Here is a 14,081-nt window from a genome sequence, read left to right as displayed (position 1 = left end):
TTCCCCATGAATTTTTGCACTGACACTTTCCCGCGTCGCGGCCATGACCAGGGACCGTTTAAACGAAAGGTGACAAGCAGCCATCAAGACGCGCGCCGACCACCATGGCGCCCACGAGTGCCGGCAGCAGGCCGAACGTTCGCCAGCCGAGCGGTAGCGACGGCGCTACTTCCTGCGGTGCAACTTACTCGCGAATATCGAGGCGATTGTACAACTTCGGATTTCCAGATTTCCCGGATTTGCTACATCTAAACGCGGGAATTTAGCAGTACGGACGTATATGTACGTGGCCATATTGCGAAATTCTTAGACATGGCTGAAATCGATCCGGGAAATCCGGAAATCCGGAAGCAAAGCAGGTTCCTTTTCGTCCTGCTACCTTTCTTCAATACCGCCTGTCCGGTTCTTTTGACTCTCGTCGGGATTGAGCGCCGAATGCCAGTATATTAGTGAGGGTGAAATGAGATATTTGACTTTGGTTCTTAGTGTTCTTTTTGGCGCCTATAGTGTTTCCCCGGCATTGAGCCATGGTGGCGGAACAGACTCAAATGGCTGCCACACAAACCACAAAACTGGCGAGTATCACTGCCATTAGGCAAATCCTGTCATGATGAAGCGTGTTGCGCTCACGATCGGATTCATTTTGGGCACGTCCGATGCCTATGCTTGGGACGGGACGGATACGATGACCGGCGAGACGGTTGAGATTGGCAAGGGTAATTTTATTAGAACGGGCAGGGACATCGAGATATTTGACGGTGGTGCTGGCGAACTTCGAGACGTAACCGTTGAAAGCATTCGGCGGTACGGATCAACAGTTGAAGTCGAGGTCTACGACAACGAAAGCGGCGAGTACCGGACTCTTGAAATGGAAGACGACTGACTCGCTATTTAATTGCACTCGCGCAGTGGGCCGCGCTCGTGAAGCGACACCATCACACGGCCTACGCCATGGTAAAGGCCCGAGCAAGCCTGGACTCTGGCCCGCAATGGAAGCATTCTCTATTCCGGGAGAAGGGGCGTGGGCAAAGGCTACCGATATCAGGGTGCCGATCAGGGTAACCGGTGGCGAAGACGCGCCGGCCGTAGAATGCCGTCACGGCGGCTGCCGCGACCGCTCTTAGGGCTGATCTTCCTCGGCGTCGGCACGCTTGCCGCCGCAGTCACCCAATTCGCGATCCAGAGCACCGCCGGCCAACAGAGCACCGCAGGCCTCCAGAGCACGATAACAAATTGGACAGAACCGCTGCCTAGGCCGATGCAAGGCCGGGCATCTATCATCGACGGCGACACCGTCGAGATTGCTGGCCAGCGCATCCGCTTCAATGGCATCGACGCACCGGAAAGCCGGCAATATTGCAGCGACGCCAAGGGCTTTGACTACCCATGCGGGCGCCGCGCTGCCCAAGCCTTGGACAAGTTCCTGGCAGCTTCGCGACCGCTGCATTGCAGGTTTGTCGATCGTGATCGGCACGGGCGTCTTGTCGGTAACTGCGATCGCGCCGACGGCCGAAGCGTTCAGAAATGGCTCGTTGAACAAGGCCTCGCTCTAGATTGGCCTCGCTATTCGAACGGCGCATTTGCCGCCGAGCAAGTCTCAGCCAAGGCCGCGCATCGCGGAGTTTGGCAGGGCCGCTTCGATCAACCATGGGACTGGCGGGATGCGAATGCCGACAAGGTCGAGACCGTCAGCGAGCAATCGACCGGCTTCGGTCTGCTCGGCTCCGGCTGCAACGTCAAAGGCAATATCAGCGTGAACTCGGGTGAGCATATTTACCATCTGCCGGGCCAAGAGTATTACGACGAGGCAGTGATCACGCCGAGCAAAGGTGAGCGCTGGTTCTGCAGCGAGGCCGAGGCGCGCGCGGCCGGCTGGCGTAAGGCAAGGCGGTAAGGGTCGACAAAAACGTCGATTTTTCACGGCGTACATACGGCCAAGACCAAAACGCCCGGCGTGCTCCCTCCGCCATATCAATCGATTTTATCCGACGCGTCACATCCGCGTGATCTAGCGGCCTCTAATGAAACCGGCTAAGGGGAAGCGCGGGTTTGGGGGAAACTTCTCGTGACTAGCCAAAAAGATGCAGAGCGTATCCGTGCCGAAATGTCGATCGCACAGGCGATTTACGATGCCATTTGCGAGATGAACGGATCTTCGTACAGGCAAGACAAAGCACCTTTGCGGTGGGACACTTCGTCAGGCCAACCATTGAGCCTAATGAGTATTGACGGCTTTTTCGAATTGCGGGAACTCGCCAGGCGCATAGCGTCCAAGATCGACACGCCTGCGCTCATCAGTCTCCAAAGCCACACCTCGCAGTCGTCAAAAAAGATTGACTTCCACTAGGTAGAAACTGCGCTCGCGCTGCGACGTGCCTCTGGTCTGAGCGCCGACAAAACCCGGCAATCGGGAAGCGCCCGCCGCACCTTTCGGCACGGCGGGCGATCACTCGTTCGCCAGGCACGGGGTGTGGGCGGGGTGGTGTGCCCGGTGCACGGATTAGAAACCTATGCTCGACGGCGGCGTGCGTCTACCAACCGGCAGTTGGAATGTTTCAACAGCTTGCCTGGTACGACCGCGGCTCGATCAAAACCATCAACGATCGGAGTTGCTATAGTGTTCCTAGCTCATCGCCACGCAAAAACCCGCCGCTACTTGATTGCGGCCCAGTGACCCAGCGGCCGATTCACTCCTCCGCTGCCGGCCTGAACTTCCGCACGATGAAGTCCAACGTCAAATGTCCGCTGCAAGTCGCCTAATCGTGTCGGCAACACAAGACGGCCTGCGGGAGGCCGCCAGCCAATAGCCGCCGCTCCGTTGCGTCGTTCACTAGATGGAACGGGGCAGAGCCGGTGGGCTGGGTAGAGCTCTACAACCGTTCGCAAGCCGTTTGCGTGCGGGGGTCACCAGCCAGCTAACTCAGGTTCCGGATCATCAGACAATGACGACGAATGATCGTTACTCTCCCCGGCCACTCGCCACACGGTGCTGTTGCTGTTGCTGTCGCGAGGCAGTTGTTCAATCCCATCGCCCGCCGATCCGCGTCCCGGCATATCGCGCTAGATACCGCCCGAAGCGCTTGGACGAAAATGCGCCGCTTCGTTCGATGAAGCCGCCTAGCGATTCCTTGAGAGGCAGGCTATCGGCGACCCGGAGAGCTATTTCCCGTGTCGTGAACGGCCCGTTTGGCAGGGCTTCGATGATCTCGGCAAGTTCGTCCTTCTCCGGGTCCGCTGCTCTCTGAGCCGCTACATCGCCCCGGCAATCAGCTAGCCCGAGCCAGATCAAGGAAGATCGTATCAGATCGCTCCAATCTTCAAACCCGCCCATGGGTGACGCTCTGTTAGCTAGGTGCGGCCGCCGACAGGTAGGCGCGCTCGACTGTCAGTGCGGCCGCAACAAGCTCGGGCCGCTTGCGCATGGCCAGGTCAATCGCGTCGAACTCGAAACGTCTTTCCTCAGGCCGCTCACACTTGGCGTCTAGCCGGATTTGGATCGTTCGCCTGTTCAAATCACCATAGACCGTGAGATCGTTTCCCGTGGCGCAGATCAGGGTGGTCGCGGGAATGCGGACGTTCTTTGATGACCCAAGCACGCGGACCTGAACCTCATCTTGCGTGAGCATCTCGCAAAGTTGGTCACTGCGCAGGATCCAGGTGACGTTGTCGATGCTCATGATCTGATCGCCAGCGAGCGCGCACGCCCCTATCCTCTTTTCAAGTTCCGCCTCGTCCGGCGTGGAGTGATGACAGCCGCCCGCCGACTCGTCGCCATCACCGCCGCGACATCGACCACAAGGCTCTTGCCCGTGCCTGCAGATGGGGCGGATACCGCGAACATAGGCGCGCTTTTCAGGCTGGGGCGCAGAACGCTGGTGATCAGCAGTGCCAGGGCAGCGGCGCGGTCGCTTTCGTTCACGAAGGGAAGCGCGGCGATCGGTTCTGACAAGACGGCAAGAGCTTCCGTAGCTTCGCGTTTAGACGGGCTTTCAGGTACATGCCGCCAGAGCCGTTCACCTACAAGGGTAGGCCAGTCTCAGCGTCATACCCCGGCTCGCTGATCACTGTTCCGTCAGGCCGGAGCGTCGGCGCGCTGATAACCGCTCTCAGTCGCGGCATGGTCCAGTTATGGCTCTTTCTCGCAAGGATCATTTTTGCCACCTCAGGCGGGCAGTCGCATGCAACGAAGTCATTGACCCGCAGATTGAACTTCATAAACAGCGCTGCTTCCGTTAGGGCCTCAGTTAGCGCGGCCTCCGTAAGGGTTGTGACGATCACCGATCCGTCAGCGCGGCTGATATTCTCGCCCTGCTTGGCAACGGTCAGGGTCTGAGAGGGAGTGCGGTGGGTGACCGGGCGAACAAGTTCGTCTGCGCGTGAGAAGATGCCAAAGTCCCGGTTTGAGCGGACGGCGATCGCTTGGTTGACTGCCCGGTGGATTTCGCCCTTCACGACATTGATCCGGGGCTTGAGGCGTGGGGGCTCAGCCTGAAGCGTGGAGATTGTCTCGACCGCGCGCGCGCTCTCAGCGGGCTCGCCTGCCGGTTTCTGTTGCGGTGGCGACCACGGCCTAGCGGTAGCCACCCGGCCAAGGCCGCCCGGATTGGCTTTTCGGTCTCGCAATCTCTGCGGTAAACCGATTATGCTGCTGACCAAAGCGACTGCCGCCATAATCGGAGACTACCCTGATGCATGAACGGAATGAAAATGCGAAGCGCGCCCGCGAAATCCTGAAGGCGTGCGAGATCGATATATGCACAGCCTTCGAGGCGCTGGATGGGCGGCAAATCGATGCGCTGCTCGCACATCTGGATCAGCATCGGTTCAGCAAGTACGGCCCTATGAGCAAACTTCGCCAACCGCCGGGCAGCGTCAATTCGCGATTGCGATCGTTTCACGGCCTGCTTCAGGGCCGCGCTGCACTCCGGCAGCCTCGAATCGCTGCATCAGTGGGTACTGAACTCAGGTCGGAGACTGAAGAGTAGCTTGGCGACCTGATCGCTTCTCTCAGCTAGCCGTCCGCAGTCGGTTAGTCCCATGTGGTCGGTGGCTACAGTGAAGAGATAGCCCGCCATCTCGCTCGCGGTGGCGCCTTCGTCCATCACTCCGCTGATCAACTCGATATCAATGGGCGTTCACGGCTCCTGCTGTAGCCACCGTTCGTCCATTCTGGCCGTATCGCCAGGTCCGTAACTTCATCCGCCAGGCATTCGTATCTCGAAGTCGCGCTTGCCTGCATGGGGATGGAGAAGCGCTCGCCATGCTCCTGAATCTGGCTAATCGTGCCGAAATAACTGCAGAACAACTGCCGCTCGGGGATGACCTGAACGGTCACCCAAGCGAGTTGCGCGTGGTAGCGCCGGGCAACACCGAGAAGGTCAGCGCCCTTCTTGCGCACGTTGTAACAGGGGTTCAGAAGCCCGCTTGCCTGAAATTTGTTGCGGGTCTTCACGCTGATCAGATACATCAGCCCGCCCCGCTCAGCATAGATGTCGCCGAATGGTTGGTTGCAAGTCTCGACGTTTACATCTTTCACCTTCACGAAGCCTGCGTGTTTGAGCAGAGCGAGCGTCTTGTTCTCTCCCCATTGGCCTAACTCCAACATCCGCTGTTTGTCGCTGAGCATAGCGCCTCCGTGCTCCCTTGTGACGGGTCAATCCAACGTAGGAACAGCTCCTCTCTTAGCTGTCCCAAAAATCGCCCAGTTCTTTTCGATGAGAGTCTAGAAGTTCGCTACGCCGTTCGACTGCTGTATTCATGGCCTCAATTCGGCGCTCAATATCCTGTTTGAGAATCAGGTCGATACTTCCAATGTCCAGAGATTCGTCTCGCTCATAGATTTGACCACCGGAACAAATTTGCGGGCGGCGTTGACAATCAAAGATGTTGCATTGAGAAAAACACCCTCCGCATCGACATCGCGTGTCTCGCGTAAGAGTCGAGTTTCTCACCGGCGAGGTAACTGTAGATTGCCTTGCTGACGCCAGCTCGCAGCCTGCTCTCCGACTGTGGCATCATTAGCAAGGTACGAAGGTTGTGCCAGGAAATAGGAACATCGAATGTGCTGCCACCATCTTCGGCTTCCGGATAAGTCACGAAAATATATGGCCTAGGTTCTTCCGGCCTCAGCTGCTGCAGATGGTAGGTGTATAGGCCGCGGATGCGATGCGCGACATTGTGATGGCGGGCATTCCTCACCGCAAGCAAGGTCGCGGTCTCCGGGGTTCCGTACCAGTCGAACGAAAACCGGTCATCATTGAGAGAACTGTCATAGACGCGATGATACGCATTCAGAGCGTTCGTCAGCCCCTGCTCGATGTTTCCAGCGGCTTCATGAGCATCGACCAAGAGAACGTCGTGAGAGCGATGCACGGCTTCAAGCAGAATACGGAGTGAATGGGCAAATCCCTCAAAGGCCTCTGTTATCATCTGTTTCCGGCCCTCTCGATGGGCAACATGGGCAACTCAGGATCGATCGCGAAGACTGCTAAGTATCATTCTGTAGTCTGACGTCTTCTCAATTCCCCCCATCAACATGTAGATTGTCGGCTCCTTGCAAATGGCGCGTCGGAAGTTTTCGGCAGTGCGCTTATCAACGTACAGCACGTCAGCGTAGGCACTGAGTGTTGCCAGATATCCATCGTTTAGGTCGCTACCTTTGCGCTTATTAGCCTTCTATCCGTGAAAACGCAGAGCGTTACCAATCACCCGGCTTGGCAGCTGATCAGGTCTAACGGAACGCTTCAAAATCTCAAACGAGATGCCCGTCTTCGGTGCGACAACGCGAAGCTGAGATCGGAAGAGCCCAAGCTGATCGATCTGCTCCATCGTTGTAGTCGGTTTGAATTCGTCCTCATCGATTCCTTGTGCTGCCAGACCTCGCAGCACCAACTCGCGAGCTGTCAACGGCATGTCTTGTGCAAAATCCAAAACCTCATGCATAAAATCACCTGCTCGTTCACTCGCGTTTGTGATCTTACTGTCACCGTGGGCTTTTCCGCAGTCAACTGCCGCTGTTGCGCGCGCAACGCTCGTTTTGTTCGTTCCGGAGATCGAATTTTGCCCGCCATGAGTTCGCCGACGGTCCTGTTTGGATCGATGAACGTAAATGGAGATATAGCGGTGATCGTGCGCGCACGGTCGGCGCTCTCTCGGGACCACTTTTGCATGATCGGTAGAAAGAGAGGGTGATCTGGGAGGAGATCGTGACCGGGCCCGGAGCGCAGAAGAAGCAATCTTGCCGCCTGTCGCACCCCGGAGACGTCGTTGCCGCTTCGGTAAGCCGTCAGAACCTCAGCTGCCATAACGTCGGCCATACTACCCAAGCCGTCGTCATCGCCGATCCTACCGATCCAAGATAAGAAGGGTATATTGCGGATGAAGCGATGAAGCGCAACCGGCGCTCAACGACCTCGTCGTCGTTGATCGCCAAAAGTTCTTCAAGATGATGCCAGCTGAACAGGATAGTGTAGCCAAGCGAAAGGAGATCCTCAGCGAAGCTGAAAGCCATACGCCGAACTGTCTGATCACTTGAGAAAGCGTCATGGATCCCTTTTTGCCCAATGGCTGCTATCCAATGCCACCAATTTGGACACGTGCATAATCTGGGTCCTTGTTCCGAAAGTCGCTCACGCCATTCAGCAAAGGCTCAGCGTAGCCATGCGATTCAAACACGGCGGCCGTCGCATCTAAGTTGGTGGCGACTCTTTTCGCCCTTGCCAGAACGTCGCATAATCCGGGCCCTTTGAGTTTGGCGGAAACATCGGCTCCTGAATCATAACCGGTACAGGCGCGGGCAACCCCGGCCCTATTATGATAGCTTCGCCGGGAGCAAGCGTGGGTACGAATAAAGCCGCGTTGCGATCAAGATCACCGCAAGCCCGTTCGACGGCCATTCGATCCTCGTCGTTGGTTAGTCGATGGACTATGAATGTTCCCAGCTGACTTAAAACGTCCGCGGGTACGTCTCTGGGCCGTTGAGTTGCCAATACGCAGGTAAGCCCATATTTGCGGCCCTCTTTGGCTATTAGGCCGAATGCCTCCAGCCGTACGCTCACGTACTCATCACCCACGGTTCGCCCAAGAAACTGATGCGCCTCGTCGAGAATCGCAATCATCGGCCGATTCCGAAATACGTCGTTTCTCGCTCTACCAAGCAAGTAACGGCCTATAACATTCATAAGAATCTCGCGGGTATTGTGCTCAAACCGAACATTCTTGAATGATATCCTGATAACGTCATCGTCATCGTCCTCAATAAACTGATCGATAATCTCGGCAAGCGAGGGTCCTTCTGCCCCAAAGAGACAGGACAATTCGGCCGAATGGACCAGCGTTCGGATTCGTGAGATCAGACTTTCACAGTGACCCATCGCCTGTTGATCGGCCTTGCCAAAATTGGCTGGGATATCAAAATCTGAGCCATAGATGCACTCCGCAGCGATCTGCTCCGGCAGGTCGTCAATCTTGAACTCGCAGTACGGGCTATGAAGTGCGCTGGAGTTTGCAGCAACAGCATTGTAAAAAGCTGCTCTTGGCCGCTGTCGCTTCGTTAGCAGCCTTCCTTCATAGATGGTCAATGTTTGTGAAACGCCACTGAGATTTGTTATCAGTTTGAGGCTTCTAATAGCCTCCCGCAGCTTTGGGCCTTGGCTCTGTCCACCTGGACGAAAAAGTGCGAAGAGGTCATCCTCGGTAGTTTTTCGGTAAGGGAAGTGGACACGTGTGGTCCCGATTTCTTCAGCGTCAAAAGCATAATGTTTAGAGATTGCGGGCAAGCCTGCGAACTCTCCGGTTGGATCAAAGAGGATAGCCTTTCCACCCTTCTCTTTTATCTGGCCGATTACAGAGGCAACCGTCCAACTTTTTCCCCCGCCTGTCGCACCAAAAATTCCACAATGTCTCCCGAAAAGACGTTCCGGCTGCAACCGGAGCATGATATCCGAACCAGCACTTAGCGTGCCCACATCAACGGTCAATTGACCATCTGTGTTTAGAGCGTTTGCGAACAACTCACCGAGCAACTGTGGATCAGCCATATACACTGCGTCGCCGATTCGGGGATGCTCCTTTAAGCCCCGGAGTAGCTTATTGGAACGCTGATTAACCGAAGCTAGAAGCTGAATCTTGCCTACTGGGTGCGTCGCTGACACCTTTCCCAATGATGGCTCGACCGTAAGGCGCTCTGCGTCTGGTATCTTTGCTTCCACGATGCGACCGAGCAACTTCACCATTTCGCAATCAACGAAGACGAAGTCACCGACAACGCCGCGAGCGAGCGATCGTCTTTCGGGCGATGCGGTCGCGTGTGGCATGTTTACTTGGACCAGTGACGCCCCGACCAAGGTAACTGTGCCAAGATATCGCTGCGGATCGACGAGACTAGCCTTGCTCATTAAAGGGTCCCGCAGTTGTGCTGGCCCGTACAGCCATCATCCGCTCCACGTGTCGTTCTCGCTCGGTTTGCGCTACCAAATCTGGAATCGCGAGCGCCAAGTCTTCGAATCGTCCGTTGATTAGAGTGATGCGGGTGTCCCCTTGGTCAGCTAGCGCAACGAAGTGATCAAAGTAGGAATTGGACGACCATCTCGGCACATCTGCCGGAATGACATCTGGATCGCTGTCCAGCGGTCCCTCAGCGATGAAAGAGAAGTCGCAGACGACAACACGAAGCCCCATGTTAGCTTCAACGGCGGCCATGATCGGCTTGGCAATGTGGTCATCATTGAAACCGAAGCCGGAGACGATCAAAGATGCGTCCGGTTCTCGAAGAGCAGTCTGGAACGCCGCCATCATATCGAGGTAAGGTGTCTCGAAGGCTTCCTGATATTTGGTGTCACGAGGGAAAATCAGAACTGGCAATCCGTCTGATTCCGATCGGCTTCGAACGATTGACGAAGGTCCGCGACGCCAATCTAGCGATCCATGCAGCTTGTAAAGGTGGAATACATTTTCGATGTAGTCTGGCGCATCTTCCGGGCTGCCTCGCCGAACGGTATCATAAGAGAAATGTGCTCGGTCATATACTTGTGGGGTGGTGTGCGAGAATCCGTCCACCACCACGAATTGCTGGCCCTGTGCCGCATACTCAAAACACAGATCGTAGTTAGTCGTAAAAACTTTTGTGCGAGGTTTTCGGATACCTCTCCGCGCAAGCTTGCGAATGACAGATCGGTGACTGGATAAGTCTGTTTCCGCGGTTACGAAATCAACCCGAGCGAGGATGGCCTTTTCGGCGTTATCTATAAAAGTTTGGACTTTTGTGCTGGTCTCGTCCGAAAAAAGTGAGACGTACAACTTGGACAGCGTTAGAAGCTTTTCAATGTTCTTTGCAATACCTGTCGCTTTTGGGATGATACCGGCTATTTCCGCCATAACGTGTGGGGTGACCATTGATGTCACGGCATCCCAAAGGTCACCCATGCTCGGGGCCGCTACAGCTCCGCTTGAGTTAATCGCACTAAAAGACGACCCCGCACCTGTCAAAACAAGTAGATTGCTTGCGTTAAGAGAAGTCGCTAGCGCAAATTCGATGTCTCGACTTGATCCAAAGAAGGCGGTTTTGCCTTCAGTATCCACGGCGTCTTCATACTTCCGCCAACCGGTGGTCGGTTTGTAAAGCCTCAGGTTGGATGCAGCAGGAGGACGACCGTTCCAAAACGCCATAGCTACTCCGATCGATTAGGTGGCCCGCCAACGATTAAAGGCTAAATGACTGCGCCGTTCTATTCCGACAGACATACATGCTGAGGTCCCCCGGTCCGCGCTGCGGACAAAGATCTTATTGAAATGCCGAAATGTGAGAGCTTCGCGCGAGGTTGCTGGATGAAAAGAAGCCCCCACATGCCTCGCGTTGGGAGCAGCTCGTGCACTCGTCCACGTACTCGTTTTTCCAATCGCTGATCGACCGTCTCGCGTACTTATGGATGGACCCGTCGAGAAGACAGAGCTGGTGATTGTAGACTGAAACGTTGATCCTAGCCGCAGCCAGATATTGCACGGCCGCCCGCAGCTCGCTGCGGTAGTCGTATGGGTCCATCCAGAGCTTATCCATGTTTGCTCTTGTGTACCCAGTGATCTCGAGACCCATGAATGTGACGTGATCGACAAAGGTCAAATTTCTGAAAATGAAATCCGATAGGTCGGCAAGACCCTCATAGGTCTGCTTGTGAACGACAACTCGAATCTCGACCTCTGCATCGACCGACTTCAGGTTCATGATCCCGCGGATGGTCTCGTCAAAAGCGCCCTTGGACTGAACCACATAATCGTGCACTTCCGGGTCCGCGGAATAGATCGGTATGCCTACCGAAAGGCGACGGTGTCCAATAGCTTGATACCGCTCGGCGAATGCTCTATCCTTAAATGTCCGACCATTGGAAAGAATATGAACTGGCGTGAATGGGAGGTGGTCACGAGCCGAGGCCAAAATATCGAAAAAGTCCTCGCCTACCAGCGTCGGCTCACCGCCGGTGATCCCAAGAAACGGTGTCGTGGCGGGCAGTAGGGGCAGCACGTCCAAGATTTCCCGAGCCAGCCAGCGATCGTCAACATCCTTTGGCGGCTGCGAGCACATTAAGCAAAGGTGGTTGCACCGTTCTGTAACAAGGAAGTAGTTTGCATTGGCTTCTGTTCGAAACAGGACACGCACAGCGTTGCGGTCCGGCACGTACCGAATGACATCTCCTTCGCTGAGATAGCCAAAATAGTCAGGCAGAACGATCAATCGTTGGCTCGGAAATAGCCGCGCGGCTTCTGACTGATGCTCTTCAAACGTAACAACCCAATGGCACTCAGGATGAAACGCCTCGCCCTTGAAAAGATACGCATCATGCTCCGGGTTCGGCGCTTGATCAGCTTGGCCCGTCACGAGCCTAAGTGCCACTCGCTGTGAAAAATCACCGACGCTTGCTGACGCAGCGAAGCCACTCAGTCGCAACATCCTAATTCGCCCAATTTAAAAAGAGTTCTCGGGCGGCAACGTCCCTCTCCATAAGGTCGATCAGCCTCTTGAAGATCGACATGTTGCGATTGCAGAAGCCCGACCGCGTTTTAAGGCCGACAAAATCGCCCTGCGTAGCTGTGTGGAATACTGGATCGGAACCGCAGAACGGTTCGTAAGCGCAGTCGGCGCACATCGGCACGGATCCTGCAAAGGACTGCTCTATTGGATCGAGGAGCGCGTCAGATCCGAAGATTTCCTCATACGTGTTCTCGTGGACATTCCCGAGCAGAAATGTCTTGTCTCCCATTTCTGCCAACATTCGTGCTTCGTCGGATGCGTAGACGCTGGCATCATAATTATAGACAACGGCGGAGATGCCGATGCCTGCTGGGCTCATCAGATCCACATACCCCGGCTCAAAGGGCGTGAGCATCTTTGTGAGGATGGTGGCAGCGTAAAATTCCTTGAAAGGAATGCCATTCCGATTCAGTTCGAGGATGTAGTTCAGCCCTTCAAAGTAAAAATCGAGCCAACGATCTACGTCGTACGCGACATAGGATTTCGTCTTGACCGCGAAACCGTATGGAGAAAGTGGCCGAAGAAATATTCCGGGGAAATCTAGCCGGACGTATTCGTCAATGATCTCGCGCACATGTGGAAGGCTGGCTTTAGTGGTCGTCATAAGCGCGCTTACACGCTCGTGGCCGAGAGCCAATCTCGCTTTGTGGATTCCAGCCACGGCCAGTTCGTAGCTGTTCTTTCCCGGGCGCGGTCGGTTGCCATTGTGAAGAGTAGCCGGACCGTCGAGCGACGTAGAAATCAGGATGCTGTGCTCGCGACAGAATTCCAAGATTTCGTCCGTAACAACGGCGAGGTTCGTCGTGATGACGAATTGCAGGGACCGCCCGGCAACCTTGTTGATCTCTTCAGCCCGATGCACGACGTGTTGGATCAACGGAAAATTCAGAAGCGGCTCACCACCCTGGAACTCGATCTTAATAGCCGGGCTTGGAGATTGAAAAATGAGTCCCAAAGCCGTTTCGGCAGTTTCTTCGGACATGTCGAAGGCTGAACGATCTTCGCTTTGGCGGGACACCTGACAGTAGGGGCAGGAGTGCTCGCAACGCAGCGACACGACCATTATGTGAAGCGATGTGAAGTTCTCCAGCCTTTTTGCCTTGGTCCGAACCTTCAGCGCCAGCAGCTCCTTGCCGATATTGGAGGATGCATCAAAGAGGAACTGCCTGCTGCGCAGGCGGGAGTAGGCGGGGTGTGTGCTGGGAAGCTCGTGCTTGACAAACGAAGCCAGCACGGCGCGCGGCAATACCAGATATTCGCCCGCTTGGTTGGTCAGCACATACCGCTCGTCGTCCAACTGGGAAAAACGGAAGTACGCGAGCTGATATGTGTCGTCCAACGGTCGTTGGAACTCAGCTGCCGGAGCAAACTTAGTCATCGGACTGCAGGCCCGATCTGGAAAACGCCAGCGCCAGTATCGCGTTTCTAACCGTGGCGGTTTCGGCGGCGATGCTGCTACGCAGGTCCTGATCCAAGACCTCTAGCCGCAGCCCTTCTATTGCTGCGTCGGCCGAAGCTCGCGCGGCCGCCTTATTGAAGTTGATCGTGCATACTGCGAAGCCGCCTTCGATCGTGATCTCAACCGCAGCGTTTCCGGTTACCCGATACGCTGCGCGCTTCACACAGTCGAGGCTGAAGACTGACAGATCAAACTTGACTTGGGCAGTCTGGACGAGCTCGCTATCGCGAGAAGTGTCCGTCATCAACAGTAGCTGTAGCCAGAGCAGTGAGACCCGTGACTAGAATGGCTCGAATGGCTGGTGTGGTAGGCCATGATAACGTCCGCACCGTTCGAGCGGTCGAGCACTTCACCGTAGCCGAGATCCGCCGGAACAGTGCCAGCTTCAGCGAGCTTGGCTGAAGGCTGATTTGCCGGTTCGACAAGTGCTGCGGCCTGGACTTGGCCGCCAAGAATCATCGTGGCCGACAAGGCCATTGGTGACAGAAAACTACGCTTCGACATTATCCAAACCCCCGTTTGCACGGCCTCATTAGCAAAACGGGCCAATCCGGGCAAGTACCGATTTGTGGAGAAGTGCTTAAGAGATCACTAATGTTT

At 55.6% G+C, this 14,081-nt stretch carries 17 protein-coding genes; 4 read left to right on the top strand and 13 right to left on the bottom strand.

All coding sequences use genetic code 11. The features are described 5' to 3' along the window. The first annotated feature begins 460 nt into the window (after positions 1–460). From AC0L14_RS28855 to AC0L14_RS28845, 3 genes are all read left to right on the top strand, one after another. On the top strand, positions 461–595 hold the full coding sequence (locus tag AC0L14_RS28855) for a YHYH domain-containing protein (RefSeq protein ID WP_473751550.1): 135 nt from the start codon (positions 461–463) through the stop codon (positions 593–595). A gap of 12 nt (positions 596–607) precedes the next feature. Then, positions 608–883 (top strand): DUF5334 family protein, encoded by a 276-nt coding sequence (locus AC0L14_RS28850; protein WP_473751549.1) that lies wholly within the window; start codon positions 608–610, stop codon positions 881–883. 138 nt (positions 884–1,021) lie between these two features. Beyond that, positions 1,022–1,894, top strand: a complete 873-nt coding sequence (locus tag AC0L14_RS28845) for a thermonuclease family protein (protein WP_473751548.1) — start codon at positions 1,022–1,024, stop codon at positions 1,892–1,894. Between the two features lie 1,125 nt (positions 1,895–3,019). Here the strand turns inward: AC0L14_RS28845 and AC0L14_RS28840 are convergent. The 4 genes from AC0L14_RS28840 to AC0L14_RS28825 form a co-directional block, all read right to left on the bottom strand. Then, complete coding sequence (locus AC0L14_RS28840; protein ID WP_473751546.1) at positions 3,020–3,331, bottom strand: hypothetical protein; 312 nt, start codon at positions 3,329–3,331, stop codon at positions 3,020–3,022. 13 nt (positions 3,332–3,344) lie between these two features. Continuing rightward, positions 3,345–3,677, bottom strand: a complete 333-nt coding sequence (locus AC0L14_RS28835) for a hypothetical protein (RefSeq protein WP_473751545.1) — start codon at positions 3,675–3,677, stop codon at positions 3,345–3,347. A 29-nt stretch (positions 3,678–3,706) separates the two neighbouring features. Next, positions 3,707–3,949 (bottom strand): hypothetical protein, encoded by a 243-nt coding sequence (locus AC0L14_RS28830; protein ID WP_473751544.1) that lies wholly within the window; start codon positions 3,947–3,949, stop codon positions 3,707–3,709. Between the two features lie 68 nt (positions 3,950–4,017). Continuing rightward, a complete protein-coding gene (locus AC0L14_RS28825; protein ID WP_473751543.1) occupies positions 4,018–4,452 on the bottom strand; it encodes a hypothetical protein in 435 nt (144 codons plus the stop codon). 236 nt (positions 4,453–4,688) lie between these two features. On the opposite strand from AC0L14_RS28825, the gene AC0L14_RS28820 reads away from it, so the two are divergent. After that, positions 4,689–4,985, top strand: a complete 297-nt coding sequence (locus AC0L14_RS28820) for a hypothetical protein (protein ID WP_473751542.1) — start codon at positions 4,689–4,691, stop codon at positions 4,983–4,985. A 128-nt stretch (positions 4,986–5,113) separates the two neighbouring features. Here the strand turns inward: AC0L14_RS28820 and AC0L14_RS28815 are convergent, their stop codons facing one another. The 9 genes from AC0L14_RS28815 to AC0L14_RS28775 form a co-directional block, all read right to left on the bottom strand. Continuing rightward, positions 5,114–5,626 (bottom strand): hypothetical protein, encoded by a 513-nt coding sequence (locus AC0L14_RS28815; RefSeq protein WP_473751541.1) that lies wholly within the window; start codon positions 5,624–5,626, stop codon positions 5,114–5,116. 251 nt (positions 5,627–5,877) lie between these two features. Further along, entirely contained in the window at positions 5,878–6,429 is a 552-nt protein-coding gene (locus AC0L14_RS28810) for a hypothetical protein (protein WP_473751540.1), read from the bottom strand. Between the two features lie 246 nt (positions 6,430–6,675). Beyond that, positions 6,676–6,942 carry a hypothetical protein gene (locus AC0L14_RS28805; protein WP_473751539.1) on the bottom strand — a complete coding sequence of 89 codons (267 nt, stop codon included), beginning with the start codon at positions 6,940–6,942 and terminating at the stop codon, positions 6,676–6,678. Between the two features lie 746 nt (positions 6,943–7,688). Continuing rightward, entirely contained in the window at positions 7,689–9,395 is a 1,707-nt protein-coding gene (locus AC0L14_RS28800) for an ATP-binding protein (RefSeq protein WP_473751538.1), read from the bottom strand. After that, positions 9,382–10,665: an SIR2 family protein gene (locus AC0L14_RS28795; protein ID WP_473751537.1), complete on the bottom strand. Its 1,284-nt coding sequence runs from the start codon at positions 10,663–10,665 to the stop codon at positions 9,382–9,384. Before AC0L14_RS28795 ends, AC0L14_RS28800 begins: the two co-directional genes overlap by 14 nt. Positions 10,666–10,780: 115 nt before the next feature. Continuing rightward, the gene (hxsC, locus tag AC0L14_RS28790; protein WP_473751536.1) at positions 10,781–11,941 is read right to left on the bottom strand and encodes a His-Xaa-Ser system radical SAM maturase HxsC; all 1,161 of its coding nucleotides are present in this window, start codon (positions 11,939–11,941) and stop codon (positions 10,781–10,783) included. A gap of 1 nt (position 11,942) precedes the next feature. After that, positions 11,943–13,400 carry a His-Xaa-Ser system radical SAM maturase HxsB gene (gene hxsB, locus AC0L14_RS28785; RefSeq protein WP_473751535.1) on the bottom strand — a complete coding sequence of 486 codons (1,458 nt, stop codon included), beginning with the start codon at positions 13,398–13,400 and terminating at the stop codon, positions 11,943–11,945. Beyond that, a complete protein-coding gene (gene hxsD / locus AC0L14_RS28780) occupies positions 13,393–13,725 on the bottom strand; it encodes a His-Xaa-Ser system protein HxsD (RefSeq protein ID WP_473751559.1) in 333 nt (110 codons plus the stop codon). Before hxsD ends, hxsB begins: the two co-directional genes overlap by 8 nt. Then, positions 13,725–13,985: a hypothetical protein gene (locus AC0L14_RS28775; RefSeq protein ID WP_473751534.1), complete on the bottom strand. Its 261-nt coding sequence runs from the start codon at positions 13,983–13,985 to the stop codon at positions 13,725–13,727. Before AC0L14_RS28775 ends, hxsD begins: the two co-directional genes overlap by 1 nt. Positions 13,986–14,081 lie beyond the last annotated feature (96 nt).

This window comes from Mesorhizobium sp. WSM4841, assembly GCF_055811515.1.
Note: the sequence above shows the minus strand (reverse complement) of the source record. Positions and strands in the feature narration are given on the sequence as shown.

Bases quoted from the DNA above. Each gene is read 5' to 3' on its own strand.
- AC0L14_RS28795 (WP_473751537.1), bottom strand. From the start codon at position 10,665: ATGGCGTTTTGGAACGGTCGTCCTCCTGCTGCATCCAACCTGAGGCTT.
- AC0L14_RS28840 (WP_473751546.1), bottom strand. From the start codon at position 3,331: ATGGGCGGGTTTGAAGATTGGAGCGATCTGATACGATCTTCCTTGATC.
- hxsB (WP_473751535.1), bottom strand. From the start codon at position 13,400: ATGACTAAGTTTGCTCCGGCAGCTGAGTTCCAACGACCGTTGGACGAC.
- hxsC (WP_473751536.1), bottom strand. From the start codon at position 11,941: ATGTTGCGACTGAGTGGCTTCGCTGCGTCAGCAAGCGTCGGTGATTTT.
- AC0L14_RS28815 (WP_473751541.1), bottom strand. From the start codon at position 5,626: ATGCTCAGCGACAAACAGCGGATGTTGGAGTTAGGCCAATGGGGAGAG.
- AC0L14_RS28800 (WP_473751538.1), bottom strand. From the start codon at position 9,395: ATGAGCAAGGCTAGTCTCGTCGATCCGCAGCGATATCTTGGCACAGTT.
- AC0L14_RS28855 (WP_473751550.1), top strand. From the start codon at position 461: ATGAGATATTTGACTTTGGTTCTTAGTGTTCTTTTTGGCGCCTATAGT.
- AC0L14_RS28835 (WP_473751545.1), bottom strand. From the start codon at position 3,677: ATGAGCATCGACAACGTCACCTGGATCCTGCGCAGTGACCAACTTTGC.
- AC0L14_RS28775 (WP_473751534.1), bottom strand. From the start codon at position 13,985: ATGTCGAAGCGTAGTTTTCTGTCACCAATGGCCTTGTCGGCCACGATG.
- hxsD (WP_473751559.1), bottom strand. From the start codon at position 13,725: ATGACGGACACTTCTCGCGATAGCGAGCTCGTCCAGACTGCCCAAGTC.
- AC0L14_RS28805 (WP_473751539.1), bottom strand. From the start codon at position 6,942: ATGCATGAGGTTTTGGATTTTGCACAAGACATGCCGTTGACAGCTCGC.
- AC0L14_RS28820 (WP_473751542.1), top strand. From the start codon at position 4,689: ATGCATGAACGGAATGAAAATGCGAAGCGCGCCCGCGAAATCCTGAAG.
- AC0L14_RS28850 (WP_473751549.1), top strand. From the start codon at position 608: ATGATGAAGCGTGTTGCGCTCACGATCGGATTCATTTTGGGCACGTCC.
- AC0L14_RS28810 (WP_473751540.1), bottom strand. From the start codon at position 6,429: ATGATAACAGAGGCCTTTGAGGGATTTGCCCATTCACTCCGTATTCTG.